Origin of the sequence: Streptomyces sp. NPDC006430, assembly GCF_040612395.1 — a bacterium.
Taxonomy (GTDB): Bacteria; Actinomycetota; Actinomycetes; order Streptomycetales; family Streptomycetaceae; genus Streptomyces.
The window spans coordinates 1-18,288 of the sequence record NZ_JBEXQA010000019.1 but is presented as its reverse complement, the minus strand read 5'-3'; the positions used below and the strand labels follow the sequence as shown (position 1 = coordinate 18,288).

18 protein-coding genes and 1 pseudogene are annotated in these 18,288 nt (G+C 69.6%); 7 read left to right on the top strand and 12 right to left on the bottom strand.

Annotated features, from left to right (window positions below; all coding sequences use genetic code 11):
* Positions 1–6: 6 nt before the first annotated feature.
* The 5 genes from ABZZ20_RS24340 to ABZZ20_RS24320 form a co-directional block, all read right to left on the bottom strand.
* Positions 7–411 carry a PIN domain nuclease gene (locus tag ABZZ20_RS24340; RefSeq protein WP_356872875.1) on the bottom strand — a complete coding sequence of 135 codons (405 nt, stop codon included), beginning with the start codon at positions 409–411 and terminating at the stop codon, positions 7–9.
* Complete coding sequence (locus tag ABZZ20_RS24335) at positions 408–650, bottom strand: type II toxin-antitoxin system VapB family antitoxin (protein WP_356872873.1); 243 nt, start codon at positions 648–650, stop codon at positions 408–410. The genes ABZZ20_RS24340 and ABZZ20_RS24335 overlap by 4 nt, the downstream gene beginning before the upstream one ends.
* Positions 651–729: 79 nt before the next feature.
* Positions 730–1,167, bottom strand: coding sequence for an MscL family protein (locus ABZZ20_RS24330; RefSeq protein ID WP_356872871.1), 438 nt, complete (start codon positions 1,165–1,167; stop codon positions 730–732).
* Between the two features lie 807 nt (positions 1,168–1,974).
* Positions 1,975–2,262: a hypothetical protein gene (locus ABZZ20_RS24325; protein WP_356872869.1), complete on the bottom strand. Its 288-nt coding sequence runs from the start codon at positions 2,260–2,262 to the stop codon at positions 1,975–1,977.
* 119 nt (positions 2,263–2,381) lie between these two features.
* A complete protein-coding gene (locus ABZZ20_RS24320; RefSeq protein ID WP_356872867.1) occupies positions 2,382–3,953 on the bottom strand; it encodes an APC family permease in 1,572 nt (523 codons plus the stop codon).
* 291 nt (positions 3,954–4,244) lie between these two features.
* Between ABZZ20_RS24320 and ABZZ20_RS24315 the strand changes: the two genes are divergently transcribed.
* Entirely contained in the window at positions 4,245–4,874 is a 630-nt protein-coding gene (locus ABZZ20_RS24315; RefSeq protein ID WP_356872865.1) for a hypothetical protein, read from the top strand.
* Between the two features lie 105 nt (positions 4,875–4,979).
* Here ABZZ20_RS24315 and ABZZ20_RS24310 read toward each other — a convergent pair whose 3' ends face one another.
* From ABZZ20_RS24310 to ABZZ20_RS24290, 5 genes are all read right to left on the bottom strand, one after another.
* Positions 4,980–6,452: an aldehyde dehydrogenase family protein gene (locus ABZZ20_RS24310; protein ID WP_356872863.1), complete on the bottom strand. Its 1,473-nt coding sequence runs from the start codon at positions 6,450–6,452 to the stop codon at positions 4,980–4,982.
* The gene (locus ABZZ20_RS24305; protein WP_356872861.1) at positions 6,449–8,188 is read right to left on the bottom strand and encodes a D-aminoacylase; all 1,740 of its coding nucleotides are present in this window, start codon (positions 8,186–8,188) and stop codon (positions 6,449–6,451) included. The genes ABZZ20_RS24310 and ABZZ20_RS24305 overlap by 4 nt, the downstream gene beginning before the upstream one ends.
* Before the next feature lie 227 nt (positions 8,189–8,415).
* On the bottom strand, positions 8,416–9,543 hold the full coding sequence (locus ABZZ20_RS24300) for an LLM class flavin-dependent oxidoreductase (protein WP_356872859.1): 1,128 nt from the start codon (positions 9,541–9,543) through the stop codon (positions 8,416–8,418).
* 118 nt (positions 9,544–9,661) lie between these two features.
* Complete coding sequence (locus ABZZ20_RS24295; protein ID WP_356872857.1) at positions 9,662–10,447, bottom strand: glucose 1-dehydrogenase; 786 nt, start codon at positions 10,445–10,447, stop codon at positions 9,662–9,664.
* A gap of 9 nt (positions 10,448–10,456) precedes the next feature.
* A complete protein-coding gene (locus ABZZ20_RS24290) occupies positions 10,457–11,404 on the bottom strand; it encodes an LLM class F420-dependent oxidoreductase (protein ID WP_356872855.1) in 948 nt (315 codons plus the stop codon).
* Between the two features lie 172 nt (positions 11,405–11,576).
* On the opposite strand from ABZZ20_RS24290, the gene ABZZ20_RS24285 reads away from it, so the two are divergent.
* Positions 11,577–11,834, top strand: coding sequence for a hypothetical protein (locus tag ABZZ20_RS24285; protein WP_356872853.1), 258 nt, complete (start codon positions 11,577–11,579; stop codon positions 11,832–11,834).
* A gap of 32 nt (positions 11,835–11,866) precedes the next feature.
* Positions 11,867–12,214 carry a hypothetical protein gene (locus ABZZ20_RS24280; protein ID WP_356873051.1) on the top strand — a complete coding sequence of 116 codons (348 nt, stop codon included), beginning with the start codon at positions 11,867–11,869 and terminating at the stop codon, positions 12,212–12,214.
* A 12-nt stretch (positions 12,215–12,226) separates the two neighbouring features.
* On the opposite strand, the gene ABZZ20_RS24275 is transcribed toward ABZZ20_RS24280, so the two are convergent.
* A complete protein-coding gene (locus ABZZ20_RS24275) occupies positions 12,227–13,015 on the bottom strand; it encodes a L,D-transpeptidase family protein (RefSeq protein WP_356872851.1) in 789 nt (262 codons plus the stop codon).
* A gap of 378 nt (positions 13,016–13,393) precedes the next feature.
* On the opposite strand from ABZZ20_RS24275, the gene ABZZ20_RS24270 reads away from it, so the two are divergent.
* Positions 13,394–13,852 (top strand): NUDIX domain-containing protein, encoded by a 459-nt coding sequence (locus tag ABZZ20_RS24270; protein WP_356872849.1) that lies wholly within the window; start codon positions 13,394–13,396, stop codon positions 13,850–13,852.
* Positions 13,853–14,032: 180 nt separating this feature from the next.
* On the opposite strand, the gene ABZZ20_RS24265 is transcribed toward ABZZ20_RS24270, so the two are convergent.
* On the bottom strand, positions 14,033–15,019 hold the full coding sequence (locus ABZZ20_RS24265; RefSeq protein ID WP_356872847.1) for a DUF5937 family protein: 987 nt from the start codon (positions 15,017–15,019) through the stop codon (positions 14,033–14,035).
* Between the two features lie 1,110 nt (positions 15,020–16,129).
* On the opposite strand from ABZZ20_RS24265, the gene ABZZ20_RS24260 reads away from it, so the two are divergent.
* The 3 genes and pseudogenes from ABZZ20_RS24260 to ABZZ20_RS24250 all read left to right on the top strand — a co-directional run bounded on the left by ABZZ20_RS24260 (position 16,130) and on the right by ABZZ20_RS24250 (position 17,868).
* Positions 16,130–17,011 (top strand): tetratricopeptide repeat protein, encoded by an 882-nt coding sequence (locus ABZZ20_RS24260; RefSeq protein ID WP_356872845.1) that lies wholly within the window; start codon positions 16,130–16,132, stop codon positions 17,009–17,011.
* 33 nt (positions 17,012–17,044) lie between these two features.
* A pseudogene (locus ABZZ20_RS24255) lies at positions 17,045–17,128 on the top strand (transposase); the annotation flags it as partial.
* Positions 17,129–17,472: 344 nt separating this feature from the next.
* Positions 17,473–17,868 (top strand): VOC family protein, encoded by a 396-nt coding sequence (locus tag ABZZ20_RS24250; RefSeq protein ID WP_356872843.1) that lies wholly within the window; start codon positions 17,473–17,475, stop codon positions 17,866–17,868.
* Positions 17,869–18,288: the final 420 nt, after the last annotated feature.

The following is an 18,288-nucleotide window of genomic DNA, read 5'->3' as shown; positions in this document are numbered from 1 at the left end:
GCGTGATCAGTCCGCGATGCGCCGCACGGGCTGCCCCGTGATGCGGGCGATGGTCTCGAAGTCCGCATCTTGATGGAGGACGGTCAGTTTGTGATGCTGCGCGGTGACGGCGACGAGCAGGTCCACCGGGCTCGCGCACTGGTGGCAGCCTTCGTCTGCCATCCTCTGCTGGAGTGCCGAGGTCTCCTCCCAAACGGAGTCACGCGCCACGAAGTACGGGAAGGTCTCACGAAGCAGACCGTCGGCCTCGTAATAGGCAGGACGGCCCCCCACGGCACGCAGGAACTCCTGGCGAACCGGTTCGCACAACCCCACGACTCCGGAGGTGACCAGCTCGTCCCATGCGGGAGCGGCCTGCCGCCGGTAGAAACGGACGAGTGCGCTCGTGTCGATCAGGAAGTTCTCGCTCACGCGGCCGAACGCCCCCCTGACTCCTGCACGCCCCCGACACCGCCGTTCCCGATCGCCGAGAAGTCGATCTCGCCGTCGGCAACCATCTGCCGCATGCGCTCGACCGCCGCAGCTCTGCGGCGGCGGTCGGCGATCTCCCGCAGGGCAGCGTTCACGGTGTCCCGCTTGGTCGTGGTGCCGAGGTGCCGGGCGGCTTCCGCCAGGGCCTCGTCGTCCAGGTCGATCACCGTTCGGGACATCACGGCCTCCACTGGGCTTATATACGATCCTCAAGGAAGATATCACCGTCGGACGCCCCAGGGCTGCCATCCGTGAACCTCAGGCGGGCGCACCCACAGGCGGCTGCTGGCTGGTGCAGTACCGGCACTTGGTCGCCGCCTCGGGGATGTCATCGGCCATACAGGCCGGGCAGGTCTTCACCGGCCCCGGCTCACCGAAGGCGGTGACGCCTCGGCGCGCCTGGGCGTGCTTGTACGGCACAACGATCACGAAGTACACGACTGCCATGAAGATGAGGAAGTAGATCAGCGCCGAGATGAACTGCCCGATGTCGAGGTACGTCGCATCGTTGCCCTCTTTCCCGAGTTGCCAGCCCAGTCCGGCGGAGCTACCGCCCTGGAACCGGGCGACGATCGGGTTGACGATGTAGTCGGTGAACGCCTTGATTAGGGTGGAGAAGGCCAGCGCGGTGACCAGACCAATGGCGATCACGATGACGTCGCCGCGCATGAGGAAGCTCTTGAAGCCCTTGAGCACGTTCCTTCTCCCTTTCCGGGGACCTGAGTGCTCAGCACGCTAGGTCCGGACTCGGCGCGGGGAGGGTGTGCCACGGCGGGAGGCACCCGAACGGCGGCGTGTGACTGGGGCGTGGGTGATCAGCGGGGGAGAGCCCTGCTGTTGCGCGGCCGCGGGTCCGGTTGTCCACTGCCGCGCGTGGCACGGGCCCCCGGTCGGGCGCCTTGGTTCGACCCGGGCAAGTCGTCCCGCGATAGGGTCCGTGGCCACCTTGAACGTCTCCCACCAACGAGCGGTCGCCAACTCGCCGCTCAGTGGGGGCAAGCGAGGTGCGGTCGCGTGCGGAGAGGCTGGGTAGTGGTCGATCGCGGCCTATGTCCGGCCCCAGACGGCCGGGAGACGCCGAGCCGGGCGAAGCGCGTAGCGATCTGACGCGTCCTGCCCGTCTGCCCGCTCCGGGCCCTGCTCTGGTCGCTGTCTGACTCCGGCTGACCCTGCCCCGACCTGGAGGGACGGGCAGGCGGGCCCGCACCCTGCTCTCGAAGAGCGGAGGTCCGGCCCTGCATCGCTGATGGGTCGGGCAGGGGTCGGTCCCCGGTGCCCGTTCTTCTGGGGGCTTCCCGACAGTCCTGTCTTTCCTAGGCGGGACGGGCGGTCAAGGGTGGCCGCAGGCCATCACGTAGCGACGCGACGACGAGGAACGAGGGGGCACCGTGACCGACCCGGACGGCTACCGGCTCGTACTCTGCTCCCGCACCTGGGGCTGACCAGGATCGACCCCGTGCGCGGGGCCGGAACCCGCACGATCCCGCTGCGGGTTCCATGAGCTCAGTGAGCCGCAGGGGGCTTCGGGAGCCCTCCCAGGGCGGTGCCCGCGCCCCCGAGCGAGGAGTCGGTGGCCTTGGCGGCGGATCCGGCGGCGGAGGCGGTCACGCCCACCGCGGTCTTGGTGTCCTGTACGGCATGGCCCGGGTGGTCGACGATGTCGCCGACGCGGTGGGCGAGCGGGGCGGCCGCCTGGAGGCTGGATCCGTCGGCATGGGCGGCGACGGGGGTCAGGGCGAGGGCTCCACCGGAGAGGACCAGGGCGGCGAGGCTGCGCTTCATGGCGTTCATGCCGTGCAGAACGACCCGCCGGGGCCCGGGTCACGACCTGCAGCGCGCGGCCCCGGATCGGGGGATGGAAGGGGGGACGGAGCCGGGGCCGCGGTGGCACGGGGTGCAGGTGGGCGCGGTCAGTCTTCGACCACCAGGGCCGGGGTGGACTTCGTCAGGACCTCGCCGCGGAAGAAGGCCGGGCTGCGGCGTGCCGTGACCAGCATGATCGCCAGGCCGAGCGCCAGCAGGCCGACGCCGATGACGAAGACGCTGCCGACGCCGAGGACGGTGGAGCCGGATCCGTACGACGGGTTCCACATGTCGACCAGGGTCTTGAGGAAGACGGCGGCCAGCAGCACGCCGCCCAGGACCGGGAAGACTCCCTTGAAGAGCAGCTCCCGGGTGGAGCGGCGCAGGTCACCGCGGAAGTACCAGGCGCAGGCGAAGGCCGTCAGCGAGTAGTAGAAGCAGATCATCAGACCGAGGGCGAAGATCGTGTCGGTCAGGACGTTCTCGCTGACCAGGGTCATCACGGTGTAGAAGACGCCGGTCGCGACGCCCGCCATGACGGTGGCCCGGCCCGGGGTCTTGAAGCGCGGGTGGACCTTGGCGTAGGAGGCGGGCAGGGCCTCGTACGTGGACATGGCGAGGACCGTGCGGGCGACCGGGATGAACGTGGTCTGGAGCGAGGCCGCAGCCGAGGCGAGGACGGCGACGAAGAGCAGGATGCCGAGCATCGGCCCCATCACCGGGCCGGCGAGGGCGGCGAAGACGTTGCCGGAGGTCTCCGGGTTGCCCAGGCCCAGGCCGGTGGCGCCGGAGCCGACGCCCATCTGGGCGGCGATGCCCGTGGCCAGGTACGAGCCGACCAGGACGACCATCGCGATGAGCGAGGCGCGGCCGGGGGTCTTGGTGGAGCCGACGGTCTCTTCGTTGGCGGTGAGGCAGGTGTCCCAGCCCCAGTACATGAAGATCGAGAGGGAGAGGCCGGCGGTGAAGGCCGCCATGGACTCGACCGCGAAGGGGTTCATCCACTGCCAGGAGAAGTCCAGGCCGGTGTCGAAGGTGCCGGTCGAGGCCTTCTGGAAGGCCATCGTGACGAAGAGGGCGAGGACCGCGAGCTGGAGGCCGACCAGGGTGTACTGGACTCCCTTGGTGGCGGTCATGCCGCGGTAGCTGATGGCGGTCGCGACGGCGATCAGGGTGAGGCAGGTGGCGATGTGGACGAGCTTGTTGTCGTCCAGGGCGGCGATCGACGGATTGCCCGTGATCTCGCCGGCCAGCAGCCAGAAGTACGAGGTGGCGACGCCGGCCAGGTTCGAGAGCACGATGATCGTGGCGATCACCAGGCCCCAGCCGCACATCCAGCCGATCCGCGGGCCGAAGGCCTTCACGGTCCAGGTGAAGGAGGTGCCGCAGTCCGGCACGGCCTTGTTGAGCTCGCGGTACGCGAAGGCGACGAGCAGCATCGGGAGGAAGCCGGCCAGGAAGACGGCGGGCATCTGGACGCCGACCTCGCCGGCGGTGGAGCCGAGGGTCGAGGTCAGGCAGTAGACGGGGGCGACGGTGGAGATGCCGATGACGGCGCTTCCCACCAGTCCCACGGAGCCCTTGCCGAGGCCCTTGCCGCGCACATCGCCGGGAACGCCGCCCTCGGCGACGCCTCCTACCGTGTCTCCGACCTCGGGCCGAACGTCCAGCTGTGTCATGCCAAAGGACGTTAGAGGGTGCGGTTTCCACATATAGAGGACTTGAGTCCGGATCTCCGCAGCCCGAAATACCTTCGAATCTCGACTGAAAAGAGTTTACCGGCATGCAATAGAAGGTTCACACGGGCACCCGCCTACCCTTCCCCAGCCCCACCCCCCTCTCTTCCGGAATGCGGAAACCGCAGCCGTGTCCGTTTTGAGCGTTTCAAAACTTTCCCGTGTGACTTTCAGGCCCCTCCGCCATAAAGTCGCCGCCGATCAAGGTCATTTACCGGGGGGAACACCTCAGCCATGCGTACCAAGGCACTGCTCACCACGGCCTCGGCCGTCACGGCCCTGCTCGTCCTCACCGCCTGCGGGGGTGACGACAGCGGCGCCGCCGCCGGCATCGGCGGTATCAGCGGCGGCGCCGCGGGCAGCGACGGCAGCGGCATCGCGCCCAAGGACGGGCCCCGCGCCGAGCGGCTGCCCAAGGCCGGGAACATGGCGGCGGCCGCCCAGTGGGTCAACGGGCGCACCCGCTGCACATCCGTCTCCGTCGGCCCCGACGGCTACGAGTACTTCGACGAGGACCAGAAGTACGACGCCAAGTGGTCGGTCACCGAGCGCGGCGCCTGCTCCAAGGGCACCCGCATCTTCATGCTCAAGGACGCCAAGGCCTTCCAGGCCGCCTACAAGGCCGACCTCGACCGGCAGCTGCCCGAGCACCCGAACCGCGGCCTGAACGGCGGCTTCCTCGTCGGCCGGGACTTCGCCGTCCTGGCCACCAGCGACTCGGCGATCTCCGCCATGACCAAGTCGGGCGGACTCCTCATCCTGAACTGCAACCCGAAGTTCGCCGCGCCCAGCGGGTACGTCAAGGAGCTCGCCCTGGTGAAGGGCTGCGTCCTCACCGACTACTACGGCGGCGCCAACGGCTGAGCCGGGGGCGGGGCCCGGGGGGCGTCGCCCGCCCCCCGGCCCCCAGACGTCAGCCCGTCAGCGCGTCAGCGCGTCAGCCCGTCAGCCCGTCAGCCCGTCAGCCCGTCAGCCCGTCCAGACGATCGACTGCATCTCGCTGTACGCGTGCAGCGCGTACGAGCCCACGTCCCGGCCGACTCCGGAGCGCTTGAAGCCGCCGAACGGCGCCTCCATGTTCCGGCCGATCGTGTTCACGCCGACCCCGCCCGCCCGCAGCCGCCGCGCCACCCGGAAGGCGCGCGCCGCGTTCCCGGACCACACATAGCTCAGCAGGCCGAAGTCGCTGTCGTTGGCCAGGGCCACGGCCTCGTCCTCGCCGCCCTCGAACGGCACGACGACCACCACCGGCCCGAAGATCTCCTCCCGGACCACCCGCATGTCGTTCGTGCAGTCCACCAGCAGGGTGGGGGCCACGTAGAAGCCGCGGCCGTCCCCGACCACCGGGCGCCCGCCGCCGTACGCGATGCGCGCGCCCTCCTTCCGCCCGAGCTCGACGTACGACTCCACCCGGTCGCGGTGCGCCGCGGAGATCACCGGGCCCACCACCGTGCCCGCCACCGCCGGGTCACCGACCTTCATGAAGGCCAGGTAGCCGGTCAGCTTCTCGACCAACTCCTCGTAGACCGCCCGGTGGGCGATCACCCGGGTCGGGGCCGTGCAGATCTGGCCGCTGTAGAAGGAGAAGGTGGTGCCGATCCCCATCACCGCAGCGTCCAGGTCGGCGTCCTCGAAGACGACCGCCGCCCCCTTGCCGCCGAGCTCCATCAGCTGTCGCTTCATCGACCGGCCGCAGACCTCCGCGATGCGCTGCCCGACCGCGGTCGAGCCGGTGAAGGACACCATGTCCACGTACGGGGAGTCGACCGCCGCCTCACCCACCTCGACCGACTGCCCGCCCACCACGTTCACCACGCCGGGAGGGACGCCCGCCTCGTCGAGGGCCTCGGCCATCTTGAACACCGACAGCGGGTCCTGCGGGGCCGGCTTGACCACCACCGTGTTGCCCATGGCCAGCGCCGGGGCCACCTTGCCCGCCGGGTTCGCCCACGGGTTGTTGTACGAGGTGATGCAGGTGACCACGCCAACCGGCTGGCGCACCTCCAGCGCACCCAGGATGCTCGCCTTCCCCATCGGCCCGGCCTCGGTGACCTGCGGCGGCAGCCCGCGCTCCACCGGTTCCAGGGCGCCCTTGGCGTACCGCCGGAAGCGGGCCGCCCCGACCCCGACCTGCATGCCGCGCGCGATCCCGGTCGGGGCGCCCGTCTCTGCCCGGGCGAGCTCCGACCACGGCTCGAACTCCCGCTGGATGACGTCCGCGGCCCGGTCCAGGATCGCCGCCCGCTCCTCGGGCCGGGTGCGCGACCAGTTCTCGAAGGCGTCCGCCGCCGCTCGCGCCGCCTCCTCGACCTGTCCGCGCGAGGCCTCGGGCGCGAGCCCGACCACCGACTCGTCCGCCGGGTTGACCACCTCGTAGTGCCCGGCGGCCGGCGCCACCCACTCGCCGCCGATGTACAGCTTCTGCCGTAGGGGCCCGCTCAACGCGTGCTCACCGTCCTCGTGTCCCGGCCCGACCGGAGCACGATCCCCGGGACGGCTCCCGTCACCTCGTCGTCGCGGATCGTCTCCACGCCGTTGACGCGCACGGACACGATGCCGATCGCGCGGGCGTCCAGTCGCGGGCTGTCGCCGGGCAGGTCGTGCACGAGCGTCGCCGGCCCGGCTTCGATCCGTTCCGGGTCGAAGAGGACGAGGTCCGCGTGGAAGCCCTCGGCTATCCGGCCGCGCTCGCGCAGCCCGAACAACTGCGCCGGGTCGTCGGTGAGCATCTTGACCGCCTGCTCCAGCGGCACCAGTTTGCGGCCGCGCAGGCAGTCCCCGAGGAAGCGGGTCGTGTACGGGGCCCCGCACATGCGGTCCAGGTGCGCACCGGCGTCCGAGCCGCCCAGCATGACGTCCTCGTGCTGCCAGGTCTCGGCGCGCAGCGCCCAGCTCGCCGGGTCGTTGTCGGTCGGCATGGGCCAGAGCACCGTACGCAGGTCGTCGTTGGCGCAGATCTCGACCAGGCACTGGAAGGGGTCCTGGCCGCGCTCGGCCGCGATGTCGTTCACGACGCGGCCGGACAGGCCCTCGTTCTCCTTGCTGTACGTGTCCCCGATGACGTAGCGCCCGAAGTGGGCGAGCCGGCGGAAGACCCCGGCCTCCTTGCTGTCGGCGCGGCGCAGCATCTCGGCCCGCACGTCGGCGTCGCGCAGCTTCGCGATCCGCTCGGGCACGGGCAGCCCGAGGACCTCGCCCCAACCGGGGATCAGGTTCAGTGCGCAGAAGGTACCGAGGGACATGTTCATGGGGGTGAGGATCGGCATGGTCAGCGCGACGATGCGACCGCCGGCCTTGCGGGCGCGCTCGCTCGGCACCAGCTGGCGCGGGACGCGTTCGGGGACGGCGGCGTCGATGGTGAGGACGTTCCAGTTCAGGGGCCGGCCGGCGGCGGCGCTCATCTCGACGAAGAGGTCGATCTCCTCGTCGGAGAACTGGTCGAGGCAGCCGGCGACGATCGCCTCCAGCTGGGTGCCCTCGTGCTCGGCGACCGCGCGCGAGAGGGCGAGCAGCTCCGCGGGCCGGGCGTGCCGGGAGGCGACGGGGGCGCCGTCGCCGTCGGAGTGGGTGGCGGACTGGGTGGTGGACAGGCCCCAGGCGCCGGCGTTCATGGCGTCGTGGAGGAGGTCGATCATCTGCTGCAGCTGCTCGGGCGTGGGCTGTCCGCCGACGGCGTCCGCGCCCATGACGTGCCGGCGCAGCGCGCAGTGCCCGACCATGAAGCCGGCGTTGACGGCGATCCGCCCTTCGAGGGCGTCGAGGTACTCGCCGAATCCGGACCAGGTCCAGTCGACGCCTTCCTCCAGGGCCTTGAGGGCCATGCCCTCGACCTTGCTCATCATGCGGCGCGTGTAGTCGGCGTCCTCCGGGCGGTCGGGGTGCAGCGGCGCGAGGGTGAATCCGCAGTTGCCGCCGGCGACGGTGGTCACGCCGTGGTTCATCGAGGGGGTCGCGTACGGGTCCCAGAACAGCTGGGCGTCGTAGTGCGTGTGCGGGTCGACGAAACCGGGGCACAACACGAGCCCGCGCGCGTCCTCGCTGGTGCGGGCCTCTTCCGCGACGGTGCCGGGGTCGCCGATGGCGACGATCCGCCCGTCCCGGAGCCCGACGTCGGCGACGTACGCGGGGGCGCCCGTCCCGTCCACGACGGTGGCTCCCTCGATCAGGTGGTCGAGCATGACGTCCCTTCTTCCGTTGACGGTTGCCGCTACCGCTTTCGGCCCTGCGGGGCCCGTCGCGGGGCCCGTCCCGCAGGGCCTAAGCCGCTGCCCGGGAGGCCCTGACACGGGTCCGGCCGGGGGTGCGCGGCAGGCCGCTGCCGTGCGCACCCCCGGCCGGCTCCGCAGCGGGCCGGGGCCCCGGGACGGCGGTCCGGGAAGACGCCGTCCCCGTTCTGTGCCGCCCGTCAGGCGCCGGCGGCTTCGCGGAAGCGGGTGGTGCGGTGGACCGGGTCCGTGTCGATCTTCGGGATCACGTGCTCGCCGATGAGCTTGATGGTGGTCATCGTGTCCTCGTACGAGACGCCGGTCGGCAGGCCGAAGGACAGCTGGTCGGCGCCGGCCTGCTCCCAGCGCTTGCACTGCGCGAGCACCTCGGACGGGTCGCCGCAGATCAGCAGTTCCTCGGCGATCAGCAGCTCGATGATCTCCGCGTTGTACTCGGGCAGCGTCTCGGGCCACTGCGGGATGGCCTCGGGCCGCGGGAAGGTGTCGTGGTAGCGGAAGACCAGCGACTGGAAGCGGTTCATGTTCGCGTTGACCGCGATCTCCACCGCCTTGTCGTGCGTCTCGGCACAGATCGCGGTCGAGGTGACCATCACGTTGTCGTTGACGAAGGCGCCTATGGCCTTCGCCTCCTGGATGGCCGTCTTGTACTGCTCCAGCACCCACTCCATGTCGGAGACCTTCTGGACGCTGAACCCGAGGACGCCGAGGCCCTTCTTCGCCGCCATGGCGTACGAGGAGGGGGAGCCCGCGGCGTACCACATGGCCGGGTGGGCCTTGCCGTACGGCTTGGGGAAGATCTTCCGCGGTGGCAGGGACCAGTGCTTGCCCTGGAACCCCTCGTACTCCTCCTGGAGGAACATCTTGGGGAACTCGGCGATGGTCTCTTCCCAGATCTCCTTGGTGTGGTTCATGTCCGTGATGCCGGGCAGGAACCCGAGGATCTCGTGGCTGCCCGCGCCGCGCCCGGTGCCGAACTCGAAGCGGCCCTTGGAGAGGTGGTCGAGCATGGTGACCTTCTCGGCCACCTTGACCGGGTGGTTCACCGGGGCGAGCGGGTTGAAGATGCCGGAGCCGAGGTGGATGCGCTCGGTGGCGTGGGCGAGGTAGGCGAGGAAGACCTCGTTCGCCGACAGGTGCGAGTACTCCTCCAGGAAGTGGTGCTCGGAGGCCCAGGCGTACTTGAAGCCGGACTGGTCGGCCTGGATGACGTACTCGGTCTCCTCGATCAGCGCCTTGTGCTCCGCCTCGGGGTCGACCTTGGACCGCGCCTCAGGCACGTATCCCTGCACGAAGAGCCCGAATTCCAAGGGGGTTCACCGTCCTTTGGTTTCTGACGTGTCGTCAGATTCGATGGGTTCGACTGTTCCACCGCGCACGCGCGAGCGTCAATACCTGACGCTCCATCAGATCCATTGGGGGCCGGATCTAGAGGACGCTGACGCCCGCCATCCAGCCACCGTCGATGACGAACGGCTGACCGGTGATGTACGAGGAGTCCTCGCTGCTCAGGAAGAGCGCCAGCTTGGCGATCTCCTCCGGCCGCCCCACCCGCCCCATCGGCACGACCCGCTGGTACAGCTCCGCCATCGCGTCCCGGGCCTCGTCGCTCAGGTTCGCCGGGTCCAGCAGGCCCGGATTGGCCATCGGGGTGTCCACGGCGCCCGGGCACATCGCGTTGACCCGGATGCCCTTGGCCGCCAACTCCAGCGCGGCCACCCGGGTCAGGCCGACGATCGCCGCCTTGGTCGCCGCGTACGAGCCCACGTACGCCATGCCCGTCAGGCCGGTGTACGAGGAGGTGTTGACGATGGTGCCGCCGCCCGCCGCCTCGATCTCGGGGGCCACGGCCTTGATCCCGAGGAAGGCGCCGACCTGGTTGACCTGCACCACCTGCTGGAACTCCTCCAGCGGGGTCGAAACCAGCTCGTTGAAGCGCAGGATGCCCGCATTGTTGACCAGACCGTCGATCGGGCCGAAGGCCTCCTTCGCGGTGGACACCGCAGCCGCCCAGTCCTCCTCCCGACTCACGTCCAGCCGTACGTAGCGGGCGCGGTCCTCGCCTATCTCCTTGGCAACGGCGGCGCCCTGCTCGTCCAGAACGTCACCGAGGAGCACCTTGGCGCCCTCGGCGGCGAACAGCCGGGCCTCCTGCTCGCCCTGCCCGCGCGCCGCACCCGTGATGACGACGACGCGCCCGTCCAGCTTGCCCATGATCAAGTCCTAATCGTTGAGGATCGGAGCCACCTCGGCCCCGAAAGCGGCGATCTGGTCGGTCAGTTCGGCGCGGTCACGACTGCGGAACCGGACCTGGATCTGGTCCACACCCAGCGCCCGGTACGCACGCAAGGACTCGGCGAGTACCTCCGCCTTCCCGGTCAGGGCCCGACGGCCGGTGTCCCAGCCGGGCTCGCCGACGTACAGCGCCTCGGTGATCGCACCGATCTCGACGGGCTCGGCGATCCCGGCCGCCGCACGGAGCTCCTTGATCCGGGCGATCTGCGCCGGGAGCCGGTCCCGCGGGTCGCCCTGCGGCAGCCAGCCGTCGCCGCGCACCGCCGCCCGACGCACGGCGGCGGGCGAGGACCCGCCGACCCAGACGGGGATGCGGGTCTGCACGGGGCGGGGCAGTTGCCCGAGGTCCTTGAAGGAGAACAGCTCGCCCTCGAACTCCGGATACTCCTCGGGCCCGAGGGCGGCCCGCAGCGCGTCCAGGGTCTCGTCGAGCACGGCCCCGCGGCGGGCGAAGTCCACTCCGAGGACCTCGAACTCCTCCTGCACGTGGCCCGCGCCGACGCCGAGGATCAACCGACCGCCCGAGAGGTGATCGACGGTCGCGTACTGCTTGGCGCTGAGCAGTGGATGGCGCAGGCCCAGGACCGCGACGTGGCTCAGCAGCCGCACCCGCTCCGTGACGCCGGCCAGGAAGGCGAGGGTGGCCACCGGGTCGTACCAGACGGTGCTCATGGGCCCGGCGAGGCGGCGCGGGACGGCCACGTGGTCACAGGTGGCGACGTACCCGAAGCCGGCCCGGTCGGCCGCCCGCGCCACCTCGGCGAGATCGACGGCGGTCGCCGAGGCCTCCCAGGGCTCGGCGTAGAGGGTGCTCTGCGACTGGATCGGGAGCTGCATCCCGTACGCCAGCCGGCCTTCCGCGAACACACGCGCCATGCCGTCCCGCCTCACCTTCGCCCGCGTCGGCCGATTCGTCGTATCGGCGCCGGGAGCCATCGTCGTAGCTGACGGCCCGTCAGACAAGGGGGCGGTGCCCACCTCACGGGTTCATGGAATTGCGGGTACGGGTACGTACCCGTACCATGAGAGGATGGGAAGGAGTCCAACGATGCCCGACGCCAACATCCGCATTCCCGAGGAAGCCAAAGACAGACTCGCCGCCATAGCGGCCGCCGAAGGCATGTCACTGCGCGCCTACCTGGCCCGTCTCGCCGAAACGCTGCTGACCCCCGCCGAGCGGGCTGAGCGGGCCGAGCGGGCCCGCGCAGCACTGCGGGCGTGGAACGGTTACGCGCCGACGGCCGCCGAGCAACAGGACCTGGACGGCGAACTGGACCGACGCCTTGCGCAGGCGCGGGGGCGGTGACGGCGACGCACATCGTGCTGGACGAGACGGCGATGGTCGCGGCCGGGCAGGGAAACGTCCTGGCTTCCCGGCTCATCCACCGAGCGCACGCCGAGGCGGGCTGGTTCTTGTACGCCCCCTCCTGCGCACTCGTCGAAGCCGACCGGTCCCGGCCCGGTACGGCGGAGCACCTGGCCGCACTCCCGGGCATCATCCTCCTCGACCTGGACCTGCCGGCCGCGCTGGCCGTCGCACAACGGGAAACCTGGGCCGCAGCCCACAGTGAGTACGCGGCCCGCCCCAGCCCCGACCGCCCCGAGGGAGCGATCGTCGCCACCACGCTTCCCGAGCGATGGGAGCACGAACCGGTCCGAGTCCTGGACCTCAACCCCAGCCCCTGACCGACCGATGGGTCAGAAGCCGGCCGGACCCATCGCGATGACCGGCTTCGCCGCCGGGTCGAGGGTGGTCAAGATCTTCTCCATGGCCTCCTTCGGGATGCCGATGCAGCCCCGTGAGGGGCCGTCGTGGTCCACGTGGAGCCAGATGTTGCCGCCCATGTCCTCGCCGTCCGGCTTCTCGTCGTCCAGCGGCGAGAAGCCCTGCCGGCGGTTGAAGTCGATCGCGACGACGTAGTCGAAGGCGCCCGCCAGGGACTCGCCGTTCACCCCCAGGCCCTCGGGAACGAAGAAGGGGCTCTGGCTGTACGGGAGCCTCGTACCCGGCGGCTTCGGCAGCAGGCCGCCCGCGTCGGTCAGCGAGAACACGCCCTCGGGGGTGGTCAGGTCGCCTTGCGTACGCTCCGTCGACCAGCCCTTGGCCCCGTTGCGGGCGGGCCAGCCGGCCACCCGCCTCCAGTCGGCGCCGGCCGCCGGGCGCGAGTAGAGGGTCGCGGTGGAATGCGAGGAGTCCTGCGCCTTGCCGGTGACGAGGATCAGCTGGCGCGACTCCGCGGGAATCTTGGACCGGGTCTCGTCGCTGATGCCGGGCAGGCCCTGGAGGCGGTCCCGCTCCGCCGCACGTGCGGTGCGGTCCTCGACCGGCGGACGGTTCTCGGACTCGCTCGCCTGCGCGGCGACGGGCACGCCCTGCTCGTCCACGACGGCGCGGATCCAGATGGCCGTGAAGATCAGCAGACCGAGGGTGGCCACGAGGGCGAGGCGGCGGACGAAACGGGAGCGGGCTCGGGCGTGCTGGCTCATCCGCCCGACCGTACACATCCGACCTGCGATTCCTTTGAGGGCTCAAGCTCGACGCGGGCGTTTGGGCGATCCCCTTCCCCTGACCGAGGGTCCGGAACCGGTTCCGCCACCGGTTCCGCCACCGGCGCGGCGTCGGCGCGGCGCCCGCGACGAACCCGGCACCGATGCCGAAGCCCGCTCCGGCCCCGATGCCGGGCCGACGTCGGCACCGGTCCCCCGGTCGGGGCCGACGTGGGGAGCGCGGGGCAGCCCCCCGGGGAATCCCCGGGGGGCTGCCCCGGGAACTCGGGGGACGGGGTCCCGGGGCGTCGGAGCGTCGGGGGTGGGAGTCGGCGCACGTCACTGCTGGCACGGGACGTTTGACCGTACGCTGGCAGGATGAGAACTCCCCGGCTGGCAGCCCGCATTGTCGTACTCTCCCCCACCGGTTCGGTGTTCCTCTTCCGCGAGAACAACATCGAGGTCGGCATCCACTGGCTGCCGCCCGGCGGTGGGATCGATCCCGGCGAGACCCCGGAGGAGTGCGTACGGCGGGAGTTGCGCGAGGAGACGGGGTGGACCGACCTCGTGCCGCAACGGTTGCTGTGCACCTGGGAGCACGATTTCACCCACCAGGGCATCCCGGTCCGCCAGCACGAGCACATATACGTCACCACCGGCCCCCGCCGCGACCCCGTCCCGGAGTCGCCCGACGCGCACTGGCGTTGGCTGTCGCCGCAGGCGCTGGCGACTTTGGGCGAGCCGTTGTGGCCGCCGCGCCTGGCCGACCTCCTCGCCGATGCACCGGCCGAGCCCGTCCACCTGGGGCTGATGGGTCCGACCGGCCGGAACGCCTGACGGCAGACGTCGAAGAACAAGCTCAGGAGCCGACGACAAGGGGCGGGGTGCGCTACTACAGGAGTGGTCGCCGAAAAGATTGGCGGTTACCGGAACCCTCATACAGCGGTGCGCCAGCCTCCGTGACGAGTCCGTCCCGGGCACTACAACGAACCAACGATCAGCCTGCGGGCCAACCACTCAGATGGCGGCGGCGAGGAGAGATTCAGCGACGGCGGTGCGGGCGTAGAGCACCGAGCGACCGGCTCGGTGAGCGGTGACCAAGCCCGCGTCGCGCAGTGCGGTCAGGTACTGGGAGACTCCGGACGCGGAGAGCCCGGTACGGCGGGCCAGCTCGGTGGTGGAGGCCGGAGACTCCAGTTCGGTCAGCAGCAGGGTGCGCGAGCGGCCTAGTACGGCAGTGACGGCGGCGGTCCCGGTTGTGGGCCGCGGTTGCCACAGCGAGCCGACGCCGCGCGCCGGATAGGAGAGCTGCGGCGGCTCCGGCGGCGTCACCCGGGTGAACGGGTCCGATCCGGTGAAGACGGAGGGGACCAGCAGTAGCCCGGCACCGGCCGTCCTACGGGACAGGGTCTGCTGGTGGCGGACCAGCCGTAGCGCGTTGTCGTCCCAGCTCACGGACGTGTGCAAATCGTTGAGGAGGCAGCCCGCGCCGTGTTCGGCGACTTGCCGGGTTCGGTGTTGGATGTCGGCGTCGAGCACGGTCTGTATCCGTGCCCAGTACGGGGCGAGCGCCAACTCCCAGTAGGTCTGGATTTCTTCCGTGATCCGAGCCAGCCGGGCCTGCGGCTCGGTGTACAGGGACCGCAATCGGGGTCCGAGGAAACCCATTTGGCCCTGCAGGCGGTCGAGGTCCAGGCGAACCTGGTCGTCGGAGCTGGCCAGGATCGCGGCCAGCTCTACTGCGAGGGTGGGCGCCGGTCCGGTCGGCGCCGGGTTGAGGAAGTCGGGGACATAGCCCGAGCGCGGGACCAGCTCGGCGAGCCAGCCCCGGTCCAACCCGGCAGCCGCCACCCGCGGCCGTACCTGCTCGGCCCAGGTCCGGTGCACTGGATGCGCGGAGCCGGAACTCAGCAACCGGAAGCTCGGCCCAACCTGCCACATCGGCGATATGGCGAACCGCATCTGCGCCAGATCGCTCGCCGAGAACGTCAGCTCAGCCAGCATGCCCCCTCCAGGATTCGACTATGCCTGAATCAGTGGCCGTAAGCCTACACCGTGGAGATTATTTCGACATGACGCGGGACGGGAGAATCCGACCCCGCAGAGATCGACACTCTTTACCGAACGGAGATCGGGAAATTGAACAGTCGAAAGCCTCGGACTCACGGCCGCGGAGTTGGGGCAGCATTCATAACTTCTGTTATCGCTGCTACCCCCCTGCTGACAGGGGTCTCACACGCTGATCCCGCACCTACGCCTGCACCTGCACCTGCACCTGCGCCCCCCAGAGACGCCGTCATCCTTGACCCCGTATTCGATATTTGCGCCCCGGCGGCGATTCTCATCACCTGCAAAAATCGACTCCACTCCAACCATAATGAGATCGCGGTCGCTTAAATCACCCGTGGGGCCACAGGATGGGGCGCTGCGTTTCAAATCCAGAACTCAGCAACCGGAGTCTCGGTCGCCCAACCTGCCACATCGGCGATACGGCACAATGATGAAACTCGAGACGATGAACAGGTGATCAAGGTGACAAGCCAGACCAAGAATCGACGTGCAAAAGCAGGCGCAGCGCTCGTCCTTGCCGCTATTGTGGGGATCCCCATCTCGGCTGGGGTGTCGCAAGCCGACCCCGCCCCGCCAGCCCCAGTCCCAGCCCCAGGGCCCACGAACCCTGTGACCGATAACAGTGACCCCGAAGGCCTGTATCGAATAGTAGTCTGGTACTCCAGGGATCCCGATGGCGATGACTATTGGAATGATAACGGTTCCGAACGGCGGCCACCAATGACGATCATTAATCACAATCAGATTCTCATTGCAGAGTGAAGTCGAATCGCACCGTAAAGTCGTGACCCCTGTTCGATCTCGCGTAAGCCTTCAGGGTGCGGCAGTGCGGAGGTGCCTCCGGCTTGCGGTCACGCCAAGTGGCACCTGAGTGATCGTCAAGATCCAAGAGTCTGAACAAGCGGGCCGCGGGTGGGTCCCATCAACCCGGGCGAGAGCTACCTCAGGGGCGGCAGGCGCGAATCCTGCAAGCCCCGGTCGGACGCAGCCCGCCCGCATTGGCGATATCTGGCATCCCGTTTCCGAACCGAAAGCCACAGCGTCATGACCCTGACGGGGACTACCGGTCCGAGCGAGCCTGCTCTGCGTGCTGCAATCGCTCACTACCGCCGTGTTCCGGTCCGGCGAACGGCAGCCCAGGTCCGACTGGCGCGTTTGTGGCGCGAGCGCGGTGACTACCGCCGCGCAGGCATCCTACTGGCGTTGACCCTGTCAGCGGCTGAGCAATCCTTTGGCCCCAACTCGCCGGAAGTAGCGGAAATATGCAACGAATGGGGGGTGCTGGGCAAGTACGCCGGTCACTTCGATCGTTCTCAGAGTCTCTACCTGCGGGCTCTGGCCATCTGTGAGAGCACCTACGGCAGCGAGCACGACACGGTTGCCACCATCTGCCACAACCTCGGCGGTCTGGCTCACACCCGCGGTGCCCACCCCGAGGGTGAACCCTGGGCCGCCCGCTCCGTAGACATCCGCACTCGCCTGCATGGCCCCGAACATCTCCTGGTCGCAGCCGACCGAGCCGCCTGGGCCGCCCTGCTGGACGGATGCGGTCGCCTCGCCGAAGCCGAGTCCCAACTCCGCATCGCGCTCACCATTTTCAGACAAACCTATGGAGAGGATCATTACGAAATGGCCGTCACCACCCACAACCTCGCCGCCCTCCAGCACCGCCGCGGCGACCACACGGCCGCTACCGATGGCTACGCCCACGCTCTCGCCCTCAAAACCCGTCTTCTCGGCAACACCCACCCCGACCTGGCCGTCACTCTGGTCAACCTTGCCGCGGTCCACCGCCAACGCGGCCACCCCCGCAAGGCGGCCCGGCACTACACCCGGGCCATCGCCATCCTCGCCCCCCGTGTCACCCCCGACCACCCCACCCTGGCCGCCGCCCAGCGCGGACTCGAGCAAACCCTCTCCACCTGATCTGCGTTCGGTGCCGGAAGCTGACCAGTCACGGGAATCCTATGGTCCGGCTCATACTTCGCCGGGTCGGTGGGCGGGGCTCCGCTGTCGATCGTCCGCCAGTACATCGAGCAGCAGAACCGTCCGCTCCAGTCTTCCGGTCAGAGCAGTGTTCAGAATCGCTTCACCACCGGGCTGAAACCTGAAGCCCGGTCCACTGCGATGGGTCCCGTTAGCTGCGGACGATGTGAGGCTGACGCTGGCGGCGGCGGAAGAATCATCGGGTCTCGCTGGCGAGTCCTGTCCGGGTGCGCGCCTTTCTACTTGCCGGGAGGCTGCGTTTGTTTGCCACGTCAACACGCCAGCACGCCCCGCCACGCCAACACTCCAATGAGGACAGGAACTGACCTACTTGGTGTCTAGAGTCCTGGCAACGACCGGGACGCGGACGGGTGTCCGCGGCGGCGAGCGAGGGAGCAGCCATGTTGCGAGGTCTGACCACCGTCAGTTTCTGGGCCGCCGATCTGGTCGCGGCCAAGGCCTGGTACACCGAAGTGCTCGGCATCGAGCCGTACTTCGAGCGGCCGGGGTACGCCGAGTTCCGGCTCGGCGACTACCAGCACGAACTGGGGCTCATCGACAGCCGCTACGCGCCCGCCGGCGCGCCGGCCGAGCCGGGCGGGGCCGTCGTGTACTGGCACGTCGACGACGTGGACGCGACGCTGGAGAAGTTGCTGTCCATGGGTGCGAAGCAGTACCAGCCGCCCACGGAGCACGGAACGGGTTTCGTGACGGCCTCGGTGATCGATCCCTTCGGCAACGTCCTGGGCTTCATGTACAACGCGCACTACCTGGACGTGCTGGGCGAACGCCCCTGAGGTGCGGGTCCCCCCGGTCCGCCGGTCCCTCGGCCCCCGTCCGCGCGTCGCGACGCGACCGGGCCCGTTCCGTGCCGCCGCCCGACGGTTTCCGGAGCCTTGCGTGACCCGGGTCGCAGCAGCGGTTCAGCGCCGCGGACGATCCCGCAGCCGTTGCTTCGAGTCTCAGCGACTCTCAGTATTCCGGGCGTTTCCGCCCGGAAGGTTCGTGACGGTGTCACCAGAGCGCGAGTTGCTCGCGCCTAGTGTCCTGTCGACGATCTCTCGCTTCCGTCCCCTGGTGGGGTGTTGCGCCAGCCGCCCGCGTGCCCGTCCCCTTGCGGGTTCGGGCGGTGCGGGTCTTCTGCTTGGCTCCACGAGGCTTCGGCACCACCACCAGTGCGGGGCCCGGGTCTCCGGCCACTCCGGTACCCGTTGTAC

Coding starts and splice junctions, on each gene's coding strand:
- ABZZ20_RS24265 (WP_356872847.1), bottom strand. CDS start 15,019: ATGCTGGCTGAGCTGACGTTCTCGGCGAGCGATCTGGCGCAGATGCGG.
- ABZZ20_RS24270 (WP_356872849.1), top strand. CDS start 13,394: ATGAGAACTCCCCGGCTGGCAGCCCGCATTGTCGTACTCTCCCCCACC.
- ABZZ20_RS24290 (WP_356872855.1), bottom strand. CDS start 11,404: ATGGCGCGTGTGTTCGCGGAAGGCCGGCTGGCGTACGGGATGCAGCTC.
- ABZZ20_RS24280 (WP_356873051.1), top strand. CDS start 11,867: ATGGTCGCGGCCGGGCAGGGAAACGTCCTGGCTTCCCGGCTCATCCAC.
- ABZZ20_RS24260 (WP_356872845.1), top strand. CDS start 16,130: ATGACCCTGACGGGGACTACCGGTCCGAGCGAGCCTGCTCTGCGTGCT.
- ABZZ20_RS24325 (WP_356872869.1), bottom strand. CDS start 2,262: ATGAACGCCATGAAGCGCAGCCTCGCCGCCCTGGTCCTCTCCGGTGGA.
- ABZZ20_RS24275 (WP_356872851.1), bottom strand. CDS start 13,015: ATGAGCCAGCACGCCCGAGCCCGCTCCCGTTTCGTCCGCCGCCTCGCC.
- ABZZ20_RS24285 (WP_356872853.1), top strand. CDS start 11,577: ATGCCCGACGCCAACATCCGCATTCCCGAGGAAGCCAAAGACAGACTC.
- ABZZ20_RS24295 (WP_356872857.1), bottom strand. CDS start 10,447: ATGGGCAAGCTGGACGGGCGCGTCGTCGTCATCACGGGTGCGGCGCGC.
- ABZZ20_RS24250 (WP_356872843.1), top strand. CDS start 17,473: ATGTTGCGAGGTCTGACCACCGTCAGTTTCTGGGCCGCCGATCTGGTC.
- ABZZ20_RS24315 (WP_356872865.1), top strand. CDS start 4,245: ATGCGTACCAAGGCACTGCTCACCACGGCCTCGGCCGTCACGGCCCTG.
- ABZZ20_RS24305 (WP_356872861.1), bottom strand. CDS start 8,188: ATGCTCGACCACCTGATCGAGGGAGCCACCGTCGTGGACGGGACGGGC.
- ABZZ20_RS24320 (WP_356872867.1), bottom strand. CDS start 3,953: ATGACACAGCTGGACGTTCGGCCCGAGGTCGGAGACACGGTAGGAGGC.
- ABZZ20_RS24335 (WP_356872873.1), bottom strand. CDS start 650: ATGTCCCGAACGGTGATCGACCTGGACGACGAGGCCCTGGCGGAAGCC.